Origin of the sequence: Vibrio sp. 1F169 (assembly GCF_041439605.1) — a bacterium.
GTDB lineage: Bacteria > Pseudomonadota > Gammaproteobacteria > Enterobacterales > Vibrionaceae > Vibrio > Vibrio tasmaniensis_A.
Window position 1 is genome coordinate 136745 of record NZ_JBGOOI010000004.1, and the last position, 15537, is coordinate 152281.

Below are 15537 nucleotides of genomic sequence, written 5' to 3' on the forward strand. Positions count from 1 at the left end.
TCTTTGATGTCTGTGTTTCTTTGATGCCTGTGTTTCCTTGATAAAATCAATTTACATAGCAATAGTTGCAATTGCAACTGTTGCTATGTAAATTACTGTAAAGCGAACAGAGATTAAATAAACAAAAGAGAGAATGAAACTATGAAGATTTGGGATCTATCAACTCGCCTATACCATTGGACGCAAGCGGTGCTTTTCATGGGGTTAATGGCATCGGGCATTTCAGGTAATGGACCCCACGTTCAACTTGGGCTAGCACTTATGACGTTAATCGTTTGGCGATTGGTCTGGGGTTGGGTGGGTAGCGAAACGAGCCGATTCAGACAGTTTTTACGACCACCTAAATCAGTAGTTCGTTATTTATTAGGAAAAGAAAAAGAAAAGCCAGGCCATAATCCTGCTGGCGGTTGGATGGTTATTACACTGTTATCAGCTTTAACTATTCAGTGTGTTTCTGGTTTAGCCTTAGCTGGGCTTCTTGATCACTTACCCTATGCAAATATCTGGTTGAATGACTCCGTGTTTTCATTATTGGAAAACATTCACCTCACTATGGTAAAAGTACTTCCAACTCTGGTTGCGTTACACGTCCTTGCTGTTTTGTTCTACAAATTACGTTCAAAACCATTAACTTGGGCAATGGTCACTGGCTTCCAAACAAAAATCGAACTTAATGGCAGTGTTGCGTTTGTTTCTCAATGGCGTGCGTTAGGCGTACTAGCTTTAGCGGCACTGCTCATCATTATGCTGACAGTGTTGGCGTAAGTTAATAGGTTTGACGAGTATAAAACCGGATGTACAAAAGGGGTAAGCCGACGACTTCTAAAAATCGTCTCGCGAATAGAGCGCGACTAACCAAAATCTAACGTCAGCAACAATCGCGTCTCGTTAGATGAAGTTACGGGTGAGCAATGCACCAGACCCGCGTTTTCGTTGCCACTCCATCGCTCCCCTTTAAGCAATGCCACATCACCACTCGAAAGTTGCTCGATATCCGACTCATGACTGTACAAGCCTGACTCTGAATCTGGCTTTCCGTTACTCCCTCTTCCTAGCTTCGTACGGTCGACCAAGTCGTTTGGCAGCCATTGAGTGGCAACACCATGATAGGTAGTCACTAAACGGCAAGGGACTTGGTCAACATGGAAGCGTGGACACATCGCTTTATTCAGAACCGCTAAACGGAGCCCTACTTCTTCAAGATCAAACAAACAACAGAACATATCCACCAGCTCTACCATGTTTTCTAGTAGTGCTTTAGATGCGGTTTCGTCGGTAGCAAACTCCAATTTCTCATAGGCGTTGTCTGGAGACAGGCTCATAGATTTACTGAAGCTTGGATTCAAGACGATAAATTCACTGATTGCCATTGTTAAATCTTCATCAAATGTACGCTGCCAAATAGCAATATTGACATCGCTTTGATAGATGCCTGCCAGCACCGTTGGCTGCTCAGAAGCGCTAAAGCATGGAGCATAATTCGCCTGCTCCTTGATACTCGCAGCAGAACCAATGTTAGGTGGCTGGTTATTATTGATTGTCACAGGTTTCGTTAACACGGCATCCATTACGTCATCTCCTTGATACATGCTTGATGTTTTCCTCTTACCGATACGAACGTTATTCTCAGTAAGAGTGATATTTTAGTTATGTTATAACATAACTAAAATATCACAAGCAACTTGCCGTACATGTTTCCAATTATATGGATATGCCTTTGCAGCCTTAGGGAACTTGATGAATGTGGATCACTGCAGAAAAACGCGAAAGCTTAGCTATGGCGTTCATATAAATTGACTCACCAAACAACTGCTTTCACATCATAAGCCCCAAGTTGGTCGAGAACTCAGACACGAAAGTGTTGAATTACGCGTTCTATAAGTTCCGAGATGTCGTTGATGTCACATGTCGTTACACAGCATGACGTCTTAAGGCTTTACATCTTGAGCGAGGTAAACAACAATCCCTGTGAATAAATCCATAACATAATGTATTTAGAAATTATGAGCAGCACAGAAAACAAAAAATCGAGTCCTCTTTTCGAAGTCGTATTTAACGTCTTTCTTCCTTCATTCATCTTAATGAAGTTCAGTGGAGAGGAACACCTAGGAACTGGCTTAGCACTACTTGTCGCGCTTGCCTTCCCTATTGCTTACGGTGGTATGGAGTTAGTCCGCAACAAGAAGTTTAACTTCATCGCGGCACTTGGCTTTGTCAGCGTATTATTAACCGGCGGTATCGGCTTCTTCGAACTTGATACTCGTTGGTTAGCATTAAAAGAAGCATTAATACCCGGCCTAATTGGTTTAGCGGTTCTTGGCTCAACCTTCACTCGCTACCCGTTTATCCAAAAAGTTATCTTCACGCCTGCACTGTTAAACATATCTCTAATCGAAGAGCGTTTAAGAGAGTTTGGTAACCAAGCAGAGTTTAATCGTTGCCTAATGAAGTCAAACTACCTATTCGCTAGTACCTTCGCATTTTCTTCTGCGATGAACTACTTTCTAGCGACTTGGATTGTGACTAGCCCAGCAGGTACTGCAGCTTTTAATGAAGAATTGGGTAAGTTGACACTTTACAGCTACCCGGCCATCGCTATACCAAGTATGTTGATGATGTTAGGTATCTTCTACTACATTTGGCGCCAAGTTCGCTCGATGACTTCGCTAAAAACGGAACAGATCTTTATTACTAAATAATTTTCGTTGCGTTAGCTCCGAGTACAAAACCGCTTCAAAAAAGCATGAGCCCAGCACACACGCTGGGCTTTTTTGTCTGTTCTACATACAGCAAAATATTAACTTTCAATTGATATCATGAATTAATTTAAACAAAACGATGTTCATTTTCATGACTCACTGTCCATAACTGGGCGAAAACAAGTAATAGTCAATGATTTGCATTGAATGAGGCGTGATATGTTTTTATAATCAACTTCGTTTGTTACTTTACAAAGTTCAATCCTAGCAATGACATAACTTCAGTTCATATTGGTCATATTTAACCAATAGTTTGCAAAAACCAAACGCCAGACGAACTCGACAAGGAATTTAAAACATGAACAAATCTCAATTAGTTGAACACATCGCAACTTCTGCTGACATCTCAAAAGAGCAAGCAGGCACAGCACTCAATGCACTCGTTGAAGGCATCTCGACTACGCTTGCTAATGGCGACGATGTATCTATCCTTGGATTTGGTAGCTTTAAAGTGAATAGCCGCGCTGCTCGCACTGGTCGCAATCCAAGAACTGGAGAAGAGATTCAAATCTCAGCGTCAAAAACACCAGCATTTAAAGCAGGTAAAGCACTAAAAGAGACATGCAACCTGTAAGATAGAAAATACAAGGAAGGTTACCAATGACAACTAAGGAAAAAACAAAAACGAGCCGCAGTAAAAAAGCCGGCAAGTCAACCAAAGCACAAGCAGAAGGGCCTAAGGCTCGTCAACGCATTGAAGAGCTGCTCGAAGAGCGTGAATTAGCCAAACTGTTAGAGCTGTAATTAAAGATTTACATGATGGTTTGTTGTCATTCAAATGCCACTGCAGATTTGCGGTGGCATTTTAGTTTGAAGAACAAGCCCTAGCGGATCACTCTTCTTCCCCCTTTCAATCCCCTCTTCACTTTTAATCCCCCTCGCTTTCAAAAACGAAACTTTAGCTTACTGGCTTTAAGCTGATATCGCGTTGACGACCATGCTTGAGAAGCGCATGATTTTATTTCGAGCAGAATAGTTTTTTGGCCGTGTAGCCCACCCCATAATTGTTTCTGTGCAACGTACCCTATTGAACGGCAGGTCACATGAATAAAATTGTTATGTTAGTAATGGGGCTGCTTTTTACCAGTCGATTGTTCGCTAGTATTGTGCCGCATGTTAGTCAACTTGAGCATGATGCACCTATTCTACTTCGCTCAGCGTTGATCGTAGGTGTTTCGGCTTATGCCGTCTGGACAGCGTTCAAATACTTCAAAAAGAACAAAGCTTCTAGTTCAGATCAAATCTAGGCGGTGCTGACATGAACTGGCTCTTTGCCGACGAACATAACTTTCCGCACTGCGTAATTTGGCTTTCGAGGAAATAAAGATTACGTCTGCTTTTCACCCATTGAGCGCGAATTTCGAGTTCCTGACCAATGGCGATTGGATGGTGAAAGCGAGAAGTTAAACTCACCGTCATCGCATTGATATTGTTATGGAACAAGCAATACAACATCGCGCTGTCGTGTAACGCAGTAACAATGCCCCCCTGCATAATACCGTCGTAGCCCTCAGCTTTATCTGTTGGTACAATCTTGGCTATAGCTTCATACTTAGCTAAATTTTCATGCTTAACTGGCGTTTCATGCTTAGCTAGCGTTTCGTACTGAGCCAAAGTCTCACCTTCGCCAATAGCTTCAAAACAAATGGGACTGTCTGTGAAAAAACCTTGGCTGCACACTTGGCAACGGCGATGGTTGTGAGGAATGAAAACCTTCATACTTACCCTTATTCCTGTGAACCCTTAGATTCCTAGAGATTGATATGGCTCGACCAAAAAAACATCGTCAATTATGTACCCGTGCGGCTTACTCATGTTTTAAGCCTAATGGCGTTCCTATGGACGAGCTTCATAAAGAAGAATTGCTATTAGAAGAGTTAGAAGCCTTACGCTTGGCTGATCAAGAAGGATTGAGCCAGCTTGAATCCGCCGAGCAGATGCAGGTGTCTCGCCAAACGTTCGGCAACATCATCAAGCGTGCAAGAGCCAAAGTCGCCAAGTGCATCGTCAACGGCCATGCGTTAGTGATTCAAGGCAGTTAATTCACGCGTTAGCCAGAAGTTATTTAACTCAGCGAGCGAGAACTCTTGATACTTAACTTGATACTTAGCTTGATGGTTCAGTAATCTGATACAACTTTCGGCTTTGCCCTTCACACACATCCTTGCAATTGCATTCGCGCTCAATGTCTAACTGTGCGAGTCCTCCACAACTGCCTTTGATTGGCTTGCGCGAAAAAATCACGCCTATCGCCATCAGTGTAACGACTCCGACAAACCCCAATAGCGTCAACAAAAAGGTCATTTACGGAACCCTCGAATAGCGCCTAGCTGATTAGGCTGTGCCATTAAAATCGAAGCTTGTTTTTTGTGCCCTTTCTCGCCGCACGTTTTATTGCTACACCCGCTATTTCGCGACTCGCGACCATAATCGAGGTCGGTTACTTCTTGTAGATTGCTAAAATCCAGAGTGGTAACTTCGGCTTTTCCTTTAGATGTAAAAACGCGAACATCATGATTGAACAAGTGCGACAGCATTTTCTTCCCGATGTGACGAACCACAACAGCTTTCACATCATAAGATTTAACGACGGACATCCATTGCTTTTTCTTATTGCACGGGCTGTCTGACTCAACCAAAGGAATAAGATGCTTTATTTGTTGTTGCTCATCGACAATCGCGATCTGTGGAGAACGGGCAAAATGGTTGCCGACATGAAGGTCACGACAAGGTATTGCGTATAACATAGTAACTTCCTGTTATTAATGATCAGGAATTCAGAATACGCCCCATTACTGGCATATGCCAATAATTATCGTGTGAGAAATAAGATTTACAGAATGGATACTTAAGTTAAGAAGTGAATCCTCAACAACATCATTTAACACCAATTGAAATAACAACTGACTCTCGCATGAACAAGCACATTCAGTATTATTGATTTACAAAAGAGGATTGAAACCGCTAAGACAAACCAGCGTGAAGCGATATAATGCGCCTCAACAAAGAACTACAAAGTAGCCATACATGCCTAAAGATACCGGTTTCACCACAGAATACACCCTCGACAAAACGTTTTTTGCAGAGTGTTATGATCAAACGAGCCTTCCGACGCAATTTCCAAAAGCCTATTTAAAGGCATTTTTGTTTCTTATTTTTGGTTGGGCTCTATTGGAATTTGAACTGTTACCTAGTGGCTACGTAGGCTGGTTTTTTATCGTTTTGAGTGTGATTGAAGCGTTCAGTGTATATTGCAAGAGAACCTGGTGGTTATGGCGACAAAAAATCAGCTCAGGAGCTGGCAGCAAAGTAGTCTTTTCAGGGGATACTGATGGTGTGAGTTATAAAAACCGTAAAGCCACCAATACTATCGCTTGGCGTGACATCGACCAACTTGAACAGACCGATCTCGGCTTTATCCTTCATATTGGAAAGCAGCGCCAATATGTGAGTAAATCTTGTTTAAGCGATGAAGCCATTGCCTTCATGGTCGAACAACACGAAGCATCTAAAACATCCAAAGATTCCTAAACTTTCTATGCTTTCTATGCTTTCTAAGCTTTCTAAGCTTTCTAAGCAAATTAGCATCAATTAATGCCTGCCAACTTGGTGGGCATTTTTACATCACCCTAAGTGTCATGACTGGACTACAACAGTGGCCACCGTATACCAAATAAGTGATTGTCACCTTTCCTTAATAACTCAGCTTACTGAGTAAGTTGCTCAAACTTCGGTAAATTCTTCACAAACCTCTGGTGTACATCCATATAGGTTTCCATATAGATTTCATCGATACTCTCACCACTCGGGAAACTCGATGAGAAGTCTGCGTGTTTGCGGTCAATCGACAATTTAGCGGCCTCGATAATGTGAGCGATGAACATTCGCGGATCTTCCAAGCCGATAGAGATACGCATTGTGGTTGGCTTGATGCCTGCTTCATTTAACGCTGCATCACTAAGTTCTGAGTGCGTAGTCAGTGCTGGACACAGTGCCACCGTATTGGTTTGCCCTAAGCTCACTTGCATGCCGATTGCTGGCTCAAGCATGTCAAAGAACTGTTTAAACCCATCTCGATTGATTGGTTCACGGTCGCCGTTACCTTCCATATCGATGGTGAAAAGCGCCGCTGGTAAACCCAAGTACATGTTGTTCTGGCAGTGTTCATAGTTATCGCTGTCTGGCAAAGCTGGACATGACACATTGATGTCTGGGTGGGCATCGAAGATCTTCGCCAGAGCCAGGGTATTAATCGTTTTTTGCACCACTCGCATCTCATACGTTTTCATACCATTGAGCACTTCAAACGCTTTGTCTGCGTCTAGGAATGCGCCCTTAATGTAGTACACATTCCAAAACAGCGTTTCGTTCCATGGGATTGTGGCTTCATCACCGTTAGGCTTAGTGCAAGTGACCTCTTCTCCTTTTGGAACAAACATGGTCTCGTTGCGGCCAATCACAACCCCAGCTGTTGTGGTACCAGAACCCGCCAGTTCTTTGGTGTAGGAGTGAATCACATAATCAGGCCTTTCCATCACATCATCGCGTTTTAGTACTGGATGCAACAATGGAGTCCCCACTGTCGAGTCAACAATCACATCCCAACCACGAGAGTGACCTGCTTTACTGATACTAGCAACATCTAACACGTATCCATGCGGGTTACACGGTGACTCTAGGTAGACGTAGATTTTCTTACCTGCAGCGATGCGATCTGCGTATTTATCGGCAACCTCATCAAGTCGCGTCGCAAACTCATCCCCGGAGTAACCATCCACCCACTCTACCGCGACATTCAGGTTCGAAGGCTTGCCAAACCAATCTTCCAACAGTTGGTAAGAACCGCCGTAGATATTGCGTGAAGCTAAGACAATGTCTTCATGGCCAAGTAAATGGCTCAACAACCCATCAATGGCCGCCATCCCCGAGTTAAAGTTCCATGCGAGGTACTCATTGGCTCTAGATCCTGCCTCAATATCAACCATGTGGTTAGCCAGTGAAATCGATGTTGGGTTAAGCAGTCGAGAGTAAATATCGTGCAGCGGCTCTTTACCGTTAAACGCATCTTCAATCCATTCTGTACACGCAAACAAATAGGTCGCGGTACGTGTAATCACAGGGCTTGCAGAAAATATAGCAGCCACATTATCGAAGATAGGATACGCGCCTTTGGATGCAAAATTACCATTATTGGTAGCTATAGATTGGTAAGTGGCGCGCATTGGGTTTTGCAGATTGTCGAGGATCTTAGCGATCTGGAATGACAAAAAACGTTTGGCGTTAAACCAAGCGATTCGGTCGCTCTTATCGAGATCTGAAAGGCCATCAACCGTCAATGCCCAAAGATCGTGTGTCTTGGTATTGGCTTTGTACAGTGTCGTCGCCAGTTCGATAAGCGTGACGCCGTAATCACTGTTTGGGTCGATACCAAAATGCTTGGCTTGCTCAATGGCAAGGGCTTCTGCTTGTTCGTGTTTGGTAGTTTTACGCAGCGGGCTAAGTTGAGTTGAAGTATTCATAGTTCCTAAGTCATTCCATGCTTGTTGTTCCTCCTTTAATTTTAGTTTTGTGCAGATGCTAAAAATTGCTATTTACGAAGTAAGACATACACTTTGAGCAATAATATTGCCAAACTAAATTCAATATTGATGGAATATGCCAATGGATGAGATCGATAAGAAATTACTGGCTGAACTGCAAAGCAACGCCCGCCTGACTAATCAAGAGTTAGCCGATCGCGTGGCACTGTCGCCCTCTCCTTGCTTGCGCCGAGTTCGAGCATTAGAGAAACAAGGGATCATTCGCGGCTATCACGCCAACGTCGACCAAGAAGCATGTGGCCTACCCGTTAATGTGTTCGTGTTGGTGAAACTGGAAAAACCGACAGAAGAGAACATGCGAGACTTTGAACAGCACATCGAAGTGATTGATGAAGTGTTAGAGTGCTTTCTAATGACGGGCAATCACGACTACCTGTTGCATGTAGTCAGCGAGTCGCTAAAAAGCTACGAGCAGTTTATCCGCAAGCAATTAACCCGCCTGCCCAATATTGCTTCGATTGAATCCAGCTTCGCCTTCGGTCAGGTAAAAACAAAGACCAAGCTGCCAGTCAGGTAATGAGTGTCACGATAACTTGGGTTTAAAGACCTCTAGATCATGATCAGCACTGATAGAGTCCTGTCCATTGCTACTGAGTCAGTGCCGCCTCGTTTCCGCGCCTAAGCCATAGAGTTAATCGCTTGGCTCAACATTTATAAACCAGTCTTGGTTGCGCCAGCATTGTGAGATGCCCTAGGTCTCATTGTCGTAAATTCGGTTTTCGATAGCCCGAAATTTCCTTTATTTTCAAAGCTGTTTTGTTATATTCATGTGAAACATTACTAATATAAGAAATGGCTTAAATGATAAAACAAAGTTGTACTTTTTTAACGTCACTGTCGCTGCTGCTATCCGCTAGCACTTTTGCATACGATCTTGAGATAGAAGTTTTTGAAGGCGAAGAACTCGCACTTTTAAAGAACGCAGAAACGTCTAGCGATAACGAATTGCTAATGCAGGCTGCTAACCTTTTGATTGAAGACTCAATGTATGAAGAGAACTTACAACGCGGATATGAGTACATGAATCAAGTCGCGGGATCTGGTGAGGTAAAAGCGATGATTACCTTGGCAGATAATTATTACTACGAAGAGCAATACGAAAAAGCACTGGCTTGGTACCACAAAGCTGAAACCAGCAAAGACCCTTATGTGCTCTACTCATTAGGCGTAATGTATTTTGATGGTGAAGGTACACCTGTCGACCTAAAGAAAGGCAACGATTATTACCTAGCTTCTGCAAAAGCGGGGTATTCTGACGCTATGTATCAACTCGCATTTTCATACGATGAAGGTCAAGGCGTCGCTCAAGACTTCTCCAAATCTGCGTATTGGTTTGAGCAATCGGCTAACTTAGGCGATGCAAGTGCTATGTACAATTTGGGTATTTCTTACCTAAATGGACAAGGCGTTGAAAAGAGTTGCTCTAAAGCGATGCAATTATTTAGCAAAGCCATTGAAGAAGATGAACATACACTTTCTTATGTGAAGATGGGTGATATTTACTCTTCTACGCGATACAAAAAACCGTGTGGTTTCAAAACTACAGACGCAAAAAAAGCATTAGAGTATTACACTCACGCCGCAATGCAGGGCAACGATTATGGTCAATATTCCGTTGGTTACGCCTACCGTAATGGTCACGGTACATGGAGCGATTTTGTTAAAGCGCTAGCATGGTTTGAAGTCGCACAGGAATACGGAAACTCGGATGCAGAGAAAGAGATCATAGACGTTAAACAGTACATGTCGAAAGAAAACATTGCCGCAGCTGAGCAGCTTAAAGACTCTTTAATCGAAGATATCTGGTAAGGATAGTAACGACTCTAATTGTCATGGACTAGAACACTTCTATCCAATTACCCGTTAGAGATCGGTTTATTGTAATAGCCTCAAAACTAAGGCCTCCCACACGCGAGGCCTTAGTTTTATCTACAGAGCCGTTTATCTATAACTAATTAACTAATTATCCTATTAGCTAATTAATTAACCGCTCCAACCAACTGAATTATGTTCAGTCCATTCGAGTAATGAAGGTTTGTTCGTCATCGACAAAAACCACATAGTCGCCGTGATAAATAAACACTCGACCTCGCCCTTCAACGATACACGCAAGCTGTGGGTTCAAATCTTCTTCAAGATCTTTACTTTGATAGGTGCCGGTATCGGTGATCACACCGCGGAGTTTAGGTAAAAATCCATAGCTGCGCTTGGCTTGATCAATCAGGCTCAATTCACTGGCGGTCGAGAAGTAAGATGGGATTGGGCCTGCATCTTCGATAAACATAGTTTTCAGTTCTTCAAAAGCTGTAATCACCAGCCAGTCGATGCCGTTAACGTGATGGATAAACATTGTCTATAAATACCTAGATTCTCGATAATTCTGATGCGGGGATTCTATCACTATCAGACGCGATTTGTGGCAGAACCGTATTTTCTTTTATCTTCCTGTCTCTAAGAGGATACATAGCTGATCTTCCTCGCGAGTTTGACGTATAGGCTCCTTAAAAGGAAGGAAAACTATGGCCAACGTCTACGTCAGCATCGGAAGCAACATTAACCGCGAACACCACGTCACAGAGTCTCTCAGCGCATTGAATGACCGCTTTGCACCGCTGCACATTTCTAATTTCTACGATTGCGAGCCTGTCGGTTTCGAGGGGGACAACTTCCTAAACCTAGTCGTTGGGTTTGAATGTAACCTCCCTGTCGCCGAACTGGTTCAGGTTCTACATCAAATCGAAGCAGAGAATGATCGCAAGCGTCAGACCAAAGCCTATGCTTCACGCACGATGGATATCGACATCCTTCTTTATGGTAATCAAGTCGGCATTATTGATGGCGTAGAGTTGCCTAGAGGCGAGATCACCGAATACGCATTTGTACTCAGGCCGTTAGTCGATGTTGCCGCACAAGAACGCCACCCCACTCTAGACATCTCGTTTCAACAGCTCTGGGAAAGCTTTGATCAATTGAGCCAGAAAACCGAACCCATCCCTTTCGAGCTCAGTTTCACTTAGCCTTTCCATGACTGAAAAAAGAACGGCTGCAAAATGAACGACTGAACTCTCAATCACCTGAGCTTTATTGATCTTTTTTTAAAACAGGCACGTAACTGACTTCACTTTCTAAGGATTGGAAACTGTTATGAATCACAACGCCATTATCACCATTACAAACCTGAGACTAAGAACCTTCATCGGCTTCAACGAGGAAGAAAAGTCTAAGCAGCAAGACATTGTTATCAACGCAGAAATCCACTATCCCGCCAACAACCTTTGTCTCTCTGATGATGTGGAGAACGCACTTAACTACAAAAACATCTGCAAGAAGATCATTCAACACGTCGAATCCGGAAGGTTTCTGCTTTTGGAAAAATTGACCAGCGACGTACTCGGCATCTGTATCGATCATCCATGGGTGAAATACGCTCAAGTGAGAATCGACAAGCCTCATGCGCTACGTTTTGCTGACTCTGTTTCGCTCACTCTGAGCTATGAAGCAGACAACGACAATAATTCATAAGGAGTGTGTCATGCTGAATACAGAAGCCGAAAAAGTAAGAGAAGCGTTGCTCGCAAGAGGACTTGAAACTCCAATGACACCGAGCGAAATGAATCCCAACCAGAAGTACAACCGCATCAAAGGACTTTTGACGGAAGTTGTCAGTACGCTTGGGCTGGATTTAACCGATGACAGCCTTGCTGAAACACCCCATCGCATTGCAAAGATGTACGTCCATGAGATATTTTCAGGGCTAGATTACGATAACTTCCCGAAAATCAGTGTTATAGAAAATAAAATGTCGGTTGATGAAATGGTTAAGGTTTCGGACATCGACTTAACATCAACGTGCGAACATCACTTCATTACTATTGATGGTTTAGCGGAAGTCGCCTACATCCCTGAAAACAAGATTCTTGGGCTGTCTAAAATCAACCGTATTGTTCGATTCTTTGCCCAGCGCCCTCAGGTACAAGAACGTCTTACACAGCAAATTCTGGTCGCAATACAGACTCTCGTTGAAACCGAAAACGTGGCCGTGACGATTAAAGCAACCCACTACTGCGTTAAATCCCGAGGCGTCATGGATGCAAACTCTGAAACCTCTACAACCGCGCTTGGTGGTATTTTCAAAACTAACCCTCAAACCAGAGCTGAGTTTTTACGATGAGTGAAACGATACTAATAACCGGCGTGGGAAAGCGACTCGGGTTCGCACTGGCGCAGCAACTTTTAGCGGATGGATACAAAGTGGTTGGCACTTACCGCAGCGACTATCCTCAACTGCAACTGTTGCGCGACAGTGGAGCCGACTTGCAACAGGTGGACTTTTATCAACAAAGCAGCCTAGAAGCATTTCTTCATTATGTTGGTCAAGAATATAAGACACTTCGAGCCATCATACACAACGCTTCAGACTGGAAGCCTGAGAACAAAAACAAGCCCAGTGACAATGCATCACAAATCATGCATCAAATGATGACGATTCACGCTACCGTGCCTTACCTGTTCAATTTAACACTCAAAGACCAACTGATGTCTGGCGATGAAACTTCAGACATCATCCACATCAGTGATTACGTTGCGGAAAAAGGCAGTAAAAAACACATCGCTTACGCGGCCAGTAAAGCTGCGCTCAATAACCTAACGCTATCGTTTTCAGCGATGCTCGCTCCCAAGGTCAAAGTAAATACCCTCTCTCCAGCCATGATTAAGTTTAATGAACATGACGATGAGGCATACAAAACCAAAGCTCTGAAGAAAGCTCTGATTCCGACAGAAGCAGGCTTTGAGGAAATAATAGATGGCATCAAGTTTGTGTTGGCCAGTCACTACATGACAGGAAGAACCTTGCACCTTGATGGCGGCAGACATTTGAAGTGATGGTCTTACATTGTCTGTTACCTAAAACGGCTGTTATATAGCGAATGTAGTTAACTAGAAACCGCTATAAGTTAGAAACCGCTATAACCTAGAAACTGCTATAAGAGTGAGGAAGGCGATTTTCTTCGTCCCAGCCTGATAACTCAATATTGATTAGTGATTTGCGCTTCTCATTACACAGTGAAGCGATATTGATAATAGGCAGCTGGCTACGAAACTGCGCGGTAAGGATAACCTTTTTACTTCCACTCAGGCTGTCTCGGCATTGCGCCAAAACCGCTTCAGTATCTAACTGGTGTGCGCTCTCGATAATCTGAACATCAGCGTTCTCTTGATAACCATTTATCAGCCAAGATATGGCAGCTTCTTCTGAGCTGGTGAGCACGATGACATCTTTTGTTGCCATAAGCTCGTGGAGTTCAAGCTCTTTTAGTTCAGTTTCCATAATTAGGGCGTGTTGATCTTTCGAGCTGATTTTTGCAGCGAGTTGCTGGGTATTTATACAAGGCAGAGGCTTTGACGTGTAGCTAGCCTACATGAGAAGCCGCTAACGCAGTAGAAATGACCAGCAAACGCTGCCCGGAGGGTTCGGCTAAAAGCGTTTTACTCTTTGTTGAGGGAGATTTGCTTAGAATGACTATGCTACTTCTCCCTCGCCGCGATTAAAACGCATTTATCTCGAACAAAATTTAACCACGAAAGGTCAACACGCCCTAAAGCCTTATTTAGGACAGTTAGCCGATACAGCTATTTTTTGTCTGGCGAAAGCCGCTAGAAACCTTGATGATTGGGAAGTAAAACGATGAGCGCACCAAAGACTTGGGAATCCATTATTAATGATGAACGTGACAAAGAGTACTTTCAGAGTGTCCTCGCGTTTGTTGAACAGCAACGCAATAGTGGGAAAACCGTCTACCCCCCTCAAGAACAGGTGTTCAGTGCCTTCGATATGACGCCTTTCGAGTCCGTACGCGTGGTTATCCTAGGGCAAGATCCTTATCACGGCGCTAACCAAGCTCATGGCTTAGCTTTTTCTGTACTGCCAGGTGTAAAAATCCCTCCTTCTCTACGTAATATGTACAAAGAGCTTGCACAAGATATAGAGGGCTTTGAGATCCCGAGTCATGGCTACCTCGATTCTTGGGCATCTCAAGGGGTGTTGATGTTGAACACTGTCCTTACAGTAGAAGAGGCAAAAGCCCACTCACATGCTAAGTGTGGTTGGGAAACCTTTACCGATGCCGTTATTGCAGAGCTCAATCAGCGCTCTGAACCGATCATCTTCTTGTTGTGGGGCGCACACGCCCAGAAGAAAGGCCAAGCGATTGATGCAGACAAGCACCATGTGTTGGTTGCACCTCATCCATCACCATTATCAGCACGCCGTGGTTTCTTCGGTTGTCAGCACTTCTCAACAACCAACAAGCTACTTTCTTCTATGGATCAACAATCTATCGACTGGCGTTTACCAACATAAGTATAGGTTGGTGGTTTTCTGAGCAGGGTCAAATCATAAATCAGCATCTTCGTATACACTTATAAACAGTAGGTGTAATGGAGTGCAATACTATGATGATTGAAAGGATAAGACGAGAGCATGGCTATATGGCTCGTTTGCTCGCGATACTCAATAGTAAGTTAGAGTTTCTGAAACAGGAGCGAGAAATAAACTATAGCCTGATCGCAGAGGTGGTTCATTATCTCATGGACCATTCAGACAAGGTGCATCACCCGAAAGAAGATGTTATTTATCGTTACTACCTTAAGCAATATGGCAGTGATCAAGTGATTGAAGACTTGGAACTGGAGCATCAATTGCTTTCTGAGAAAACGGCGGACTTTTTAGGTGTGGTCGATATGATCCTTCAAGATGCGGTGGTTCCTCAACAAGTATTTATTGAGCAGCTTGAAGCTTTTGTTAAAGCTCAACGAAAACACATGGAATATGAAGAGAAGCATGTGTTACCAATGATTGTTGAGTCGTTCACAGTTAAAGATTGGCAAGAGGTGGAGTCTCAATGGCTTCAACCTGAAGACGACCCTGTCTTTGGAGAGACAATTGCTGATGAATACCGCCAACTCGCGGCTCGTGTTCGACAAAATGAACAAGAGTGCGTTTAGCCAGTTGTCATGTTGAAGCGTGACTATTTTAGATGCTCTCTATTTTAGAGGGCTAGTTCCCAAATGACGCTTTGAGCGGATTAAATACCTCGTAAAATAAAAAAGGCACCTATACAGGTAACACTGATCATTTAAGCATTTTCCTGATCAGTTGAACGATCCTACAGATGGTT

Annotated in this window: 22 protein-coding genes; 15 read left to right on the forward strand and 7 right to left on the reverse strand. The window is 43.5% G+C overall.

The genetic code is table 11. From position 1 onward, the window contains the following. The first annotated feature begins 141 nt into the window (after positions 1 to 141). Positions 142 to 765 (forward strand): cytochrome b/b6 domain-containing protein, encoded by a 624-nt coding sequence (locus tag ACED53_RS03140; protein WP_017099733.1) that lies wholly within the window; start codon positions 142 to 144, stop codon positions 763 to 765. A gap of 86 nt (positions 766 to 851) precedes the next feature. Here ACED53_RS03140 and ACED53_RS03145 read toward each other — a convergent pair whose 3' ends face one another. Beyond that, on the reverse strand, positions 852 to 1568 hold the full coding sequence (locus ACED53_RS03145) for a DUF1826 domain-containing protein (RefSeq protein ID WP_029225335.1): 717 nt from the start codon (positions 1566 to 1568) through the stop codon (positions 852 to 854). A 435-nt stretch (positions 1569 to 2003) separates the two neighbouring features. Between ACED53_RS03145 and ACED53_RS03150 the strand changes: the two genes are divergently transcribed. From ACED53_RS03150 to ACED53_RS03165, 4 genes are all read left to right on the forward strand, one after another. Continuing rightward, positions 2004 to 2699 (forward strand): VC0807 family protein, encoded by a 696-nt coding sequence (locus ACED53_RS03150; protein ID WP_017096977.1) that lies wholly within the window; start codon positions 2004 to 2006, stop codon positions 2697 to 2699. Between the two features lie 358 nt (positions 2700 to 3057). Continuing rightward, on the forward strand, positions 3058 to 3333 hold the full coding sequence (locus tag ACED53_RS03155) for an HU family DNA-binding protein (RefSeq protein WP_009846966.1): 276 nt from the start codon (positions 3058 to 3060) through the stop codon (positions 3331 to 3333). A gap of 26 nt (positions 3334 to 3359) precedes the next feature. After that, on the forward strand, positions 3360 to 3503 hold the full coding sequence (locus tag ACED53_RS03160; RefSeq protein ID WP_009846967.1) for a hypothetical protein: 144 nt from the start codon (positions 3360 to 3362) through the stop codon (positions 3501 to 3503). A gap of 299 nt (positions 3504 to 3802) precedes the next feature. After that, positions 3803 to 4006: a hypothetical protein gene (locus ACED53_RS03165; protein ID WP_012604160.1), complete on the forward strand. Its 204-nt coding sequence runs from the start codon at positions 3803 to 3805 to the stop codon at positions 4004 to 4006. On the opposite strand, the gene ACED53_RS03170 is transcribed toward ACED53_RS03165, so the two are convergent. Then, positions 3987 to 4478 (reverse strand): PaaI family thioesterase, encoded by a 492-nt coding sequence (locus ACED53_RS03170; RefSeq protein ID WP_017099735.1) that lies wholly within the window; start codon positions 4476 to 4478, stop codon positions 3987 to 3989. The two genes, ACED53_RS03165 and ACED53_RS03170, sit on opposite strands and share 20 nt — an antisense overlap. A gap of 44 nt (positions 4479 to 4522) precedes the next feature. Between ACED53_RS03170 and ACED53_RS03175 the strand changes: the two genes are divergently transcribed. Continuing rightward, the gene (locus tag ACED53_RS03175; RefSeq protein ID WP_017099736.1) at positions 4523 to 4801 is read left to right on the forward strand and encodes a DUF134 domain-containing protein; all 279 of its coding nucleotides are present in this window, start codon (positions 4523 to 4525) and stop codon (positions 4799 to 4801) included. 64 nt (positions 4802 to 4865) lie between these two features. Here the strand turns inward: ACED53_RS03175 and nqrM are convergent, their stop codons facing one another. Together nqrM and ACED53_RS03185 are read right to left on the reverse strand one after the other, a co-directional pair. Beyond that, complete coding sequence (gene nqrM / locus ACED53_RS03180; protein WP_009846971.1) at positions 4866 to 5063, reverse strand: (Na+)-NQR maturation NqrM; 198 nt, start codon at positions 5061 to 5063, stop codon at positions 4866 to 4868. Then, positions 5060 to 5506 (reverse strand): NifB/NifX family molybdenum-iron cluster-binding protein, encoded by a 447-nt coding sequence (locus tag ACED53_RS03185; protein ID WP_017088152.1) that lies wholly within the window; start codon positions 5504 to 5506, stop codon positions 5060 to 5062. The genes nqrM and ACED53_RS03185 overlap by 4 nt, the downstream gene beginning before the upstream one ends. 280 nt (positions 5507 to 5786) lie before the next feature. On the opposite strand from ACED53_RS03185, the gene ACED53_RS03190 reads away from it, so the two are divergent. Continuing rightward, positions 5787 to 6290 carry a YcxB family protein gene (locus ACED53_RS03190; RefSeq protein WP_017099737.1) on the forward strand — a complete coding sequence of 168 codons (504 nt, stop codon included), beginning with the start codon at positions 5787 to 5789 and terminating at the stop codon, positions 6288 to 6290. 176 nt (positions 6291 to 6466) lie between these two features. Here ACED53_RS03190 and ACED53_RS03195 read toward each other — a convergent pair whose 3' ends face one another. Further along, on the reverse strand, positions 6467 to 8278 hold the full coding sequence (locus ACED53_RS03195; protein ID WP_017099738.1) for a PLP-dependent transferase: 1812 nt from the start codon (positions 8276 to 8278) through the stop codon (positions 6467 to 6469). A gap of 142 nt (positions 8279 to 8420) precedes the next feature. Between ACED53_RS03195 and ACED53_RS03200 the strand changes: the two genes are divergently transcribed. Together ACED53_RS03200 and ACED53_RS03205 are read left to right on the forward strand one after the other, a co-directional pair. Continuing rightward, positions 8421 to 8876, forward strand: coding sequence for an Lrp/AsnC family transcriptional regulator (locus tag ACED53_RS03200; protein ID WP_017099739.1), 456 nt, complete (start codon positions 8421 to 8423; stop codon positions 8874 to 8876). 284 nt (positions 8877 to 9160) lie between these two features. After that, entirely contained in the window at positions 9161 to 10168 is a 1008-nt protein-coding gene (locus tag ACED53_RS03205) for a tetratricopeptide repeat protein (protein ID WP_017099740.1), read from the forward strand. Between the two features lie 202 nt (positions 10169 to 10370). Here the strand turns inward: ACED53_RS03205 and ACED53_RS03210 are convergent, their stop codons facing one another. After that, a complete protein-coding gene (locus tag ACED53_RS03210; RefSeq protein WP_017099741.1) occupies positions 10371 to 10709 on the reverse strand; it encodes a hypothetical protein in 339 nt (112 codons plus the stop codon). A 169-nt stretch (positions 10710 to 10878) separates the two neighbouring features. Between ACED53_RS03210 and folK the strand changes: the two genes are divergently transcribed. The 4 genes from folK to folM all read left to right on the forward strand — a co-directional run bounded on the left by folK (position 10879) and on the right by folM (position 13243). Beyond that, positions 10879 to 11376 (forward strand): 2-amino-4-hydroxy-6-hydroxymethyldihydropteridine diphosphokinase, encoded by a 498-nt coding sequence (folK, locus tag ACED53_RS03215; protein ID WP_029225336.1) that lies wholly within the window; start codon positions 10879 to 10881, stop codon positions 11374 to 11376. A gap of 127 nt (positions 11377 to 11503) precedes the next feature. Then, positions 11504 to 11881, forward strand: a complete 378-nt coding sequence (gene folX / locus ACED53_RS03220) for a dihydroneopterin triphosphate 2'-epimerase (RefSeq protein ID WP_017096429.1) — start codon at positions 11504 to 11506, stop codon at positions 11879 to 11881. 10 nt (positions 11882 to 11891) lie between these two features. Then, complete coding sequence (gene folE / locus ACED53_RS03225; RefSeq protein ID WP_017099742.1) at positions 11892 to 12530, forward strand: GTP cyclohydrolase I FolE; 639 nt, start codon at positions 11892 to 11894, stop codon at positions 12528 to 12530. Continuing rightward, positions 12527 to 13243, forward strand: a complete 717-nt coding sequence (gene folM / locus ACED53_RS03230) for a dihydromonapterin reductase (protein ID WP_017099743.1) — start codon at positions 12527 to 12529, stop codon at positions 13241 to 13243. The genes folE and folM overlap by 4 nt, the downstream gene beginning before the upstream one ends. Positions 13244 to 13331: 88 nt before the next feature. Here the strand turns inward: folM and ACED53_RS03235 are convergent, their stop codons facing one another. After that, positions 13332 to 13688 (reverse strand): hypothetical protein, encoded by a 357-nt coding sequence (locus ACED53_RS03235; protein WP_029225337.1) that lies wholly within the window; start codon positions 13686 to 13688, stop codon positions 13332 to 13334. Between the two features lie 357 nt (positions 13689 to 14045). Between ACED53_RS03235 and ung the strand changes: the two genes are divergently transcribed. Beyond that, positions 14046 to 14720, forward strand: a complete 675-nt coding sequence (gene ung / locus ACED53_RS03240) for a uracil-DNA glycosylase (protein WP_017098331.1) — start codon at positions 14046 to 14048, stop codon at positions 14718 to 14720. 92 nt (positions 14721 to 14812) lie between these two features. Then, the gene (locus ACED53_RS03245) at positions 14813 to 15364 is read left to right on the forward strand and encodes a hemerythrin domain-containing protein (RefSeq protein WP_017098332.1); all 552 of its coding nucleotides are present in this window, start codon (positions 14813 to 14815) and stop codon (positions 15362 to 15364) included. The last annotated feature ends 173 nt before the right edge of the window (positions 15365 to 15537 follow it).

Excerpts from the sequence above, each read along its gene's own strand:
- ACED53_RS03160 (WP_009846967.1), top strand. The coding sequence starts at position 3,360 with ATGACAACTAAGGAAAAAACAAAAACGAGCCGCAGTAAAAAAGCCGGC.
- ACED53_RS03185 (WP_017088152.1), bottom strand. The coding sequence starts at position 5,506 with ATGTTATACGCAATACCTTGTCGTGACCTTCATGTCGGCAACCATTTT.
- ACED53_RS03150 (WP_017096977.1), top strand. The coding sequence starts at position 2,004 with ATGAGCAGCACAGAAAACAAAAAATCGAGTCCTCTTTTCGAAGTCGTA.
- ACED53_RS03195 (WP_017099738.1), bottom strand. The coding sequence starts at position 8,278 with ATGAATACTTCAACTCAACTTAGCCCGCTGCGTAAAACTACCAAACAC.
- nqrM (WP_009846971.1), bottom strand. The coding sequence starts at position 5,063 with ATGACCTTTTTGTTGACGCTATTGGGGTTTGTCGGAGTCGTTACACTG.
- folE (WP_017099742.1), top strand. The coding sequence starts at position 11,892 with ATGCTGAATACAGAAGCCGAAAAAGTAAGAGAAGCGTTGCTCGCAAGA.
- ACED53_RS03190 (WP_017099737.1), top strand. The coding sequence starts at position 5,787 with ATGCCTAAAGATACCGGTTTCACCACAGAATACACCCTCGACAAAACG.
- ACED53_RS03145 (WP_029225335.1), bottom strand. The coding sequence starts at position 1,568 with ATGGATGCCGTGTTAACGAAACCTGTGACAATCAATAATAACCAGCCA.
- folX (WP_017096429.1), top strand. The coding sequence starts at position 11,504 with ATGAATCACAACGCCATTATCACCATTACAAACCTGAGACTAAGAACC.
- folK (WP_029225336.1), top strand. The coding sequence starts at position 10,879 with ATGGCCAACGTCTACGTCAGCATCGGAAGCAACATTAACCGCGAACAC.
- ACED53_RS03210 (WP_017099741.1), bottom strand. The coding sequence starts at position 10,709 with ATGTTTATCCATCACGTTAACGGCATCGACTGGCTGGTGATTACAGCT.
- folM (WP_017099743.1), top strand. The coding sequence starts at position 12,527 with ATGAGTGAAACGATACTAATAACCGGCGTGGGAAAGCGACTCGGGTTC.
- ACED53_RS03165 (WP_012604160.1), top strand. The coding sequence starts at position 3,803 with ATGAATAAAATTGTTATGTTAGTAATGGGGCTGCTTTTTACCAGTCGA.
- ACED53_RS03140 (WP_017099733.1), top strand. The coding sequence starts at position 142 with ATGAAGATTTGGGATCTATCAACTCGCCTATACCATTGGACGCAAGCG.
- ACED53_RS03245 (WP_017098332.1), top strand. The coding sequence starts at position 14,813 with ATGATGATTGAAAGGATAAGACGAGAGCATGGCTATATGGCTCGTTTG.
- ACED53_RS03205 (WP_017099740.1), top strand. The coding sequence starts at position 9,161 with ATGATAAAACAAAGTTGTACTTTTTTAACGTCACTGTCGCTGCTGCTA.
- ACED53_RS03175 (WP_017099736.1), top strand. The coding sequence starts at position 4,523 with ATGGCTCGACCAAAAAAACATCGTCAATTATGTACCCGTGCGGCTTAC.
- ACED53_RS03235 (WP_029225337.1), bottom strand. The coding sequence starts at position 13,688 with ATGGAAACTGAACTAAAAGAGCTTGAACTCCACGAGCTTATGGCAACA.
- ung (WP_017098331.1), top strand. The coding sequence starts at position 14,046 with ATGAGCGCACCAAAGACTTGGGAATCCATTATTAATGATGAACGTGAC.
- ACED53_RS03170 (WP_017099735.1), bottom strand. The coding sequence starts at position 4,478 with ATGAAGGTTTTCATTCCTCACAACCATCGCCGTTGCCAAGTGTGCAGC.
- ACED53_RS03200 (WP_017099739.1), top strand. The coding sequence starts at position 8,421 with ATGGATGAGATCGATAAGAAATTACTGGCTGAACTGCAAAGCAACGCC.
- ACED53_RS03155 (WP_009846966.1), top strand. The coding sequence starts at position 3,058 with ATGAACAAATCTCAATTAGTTGAACACATCGCAACTTCTGCTGACATC.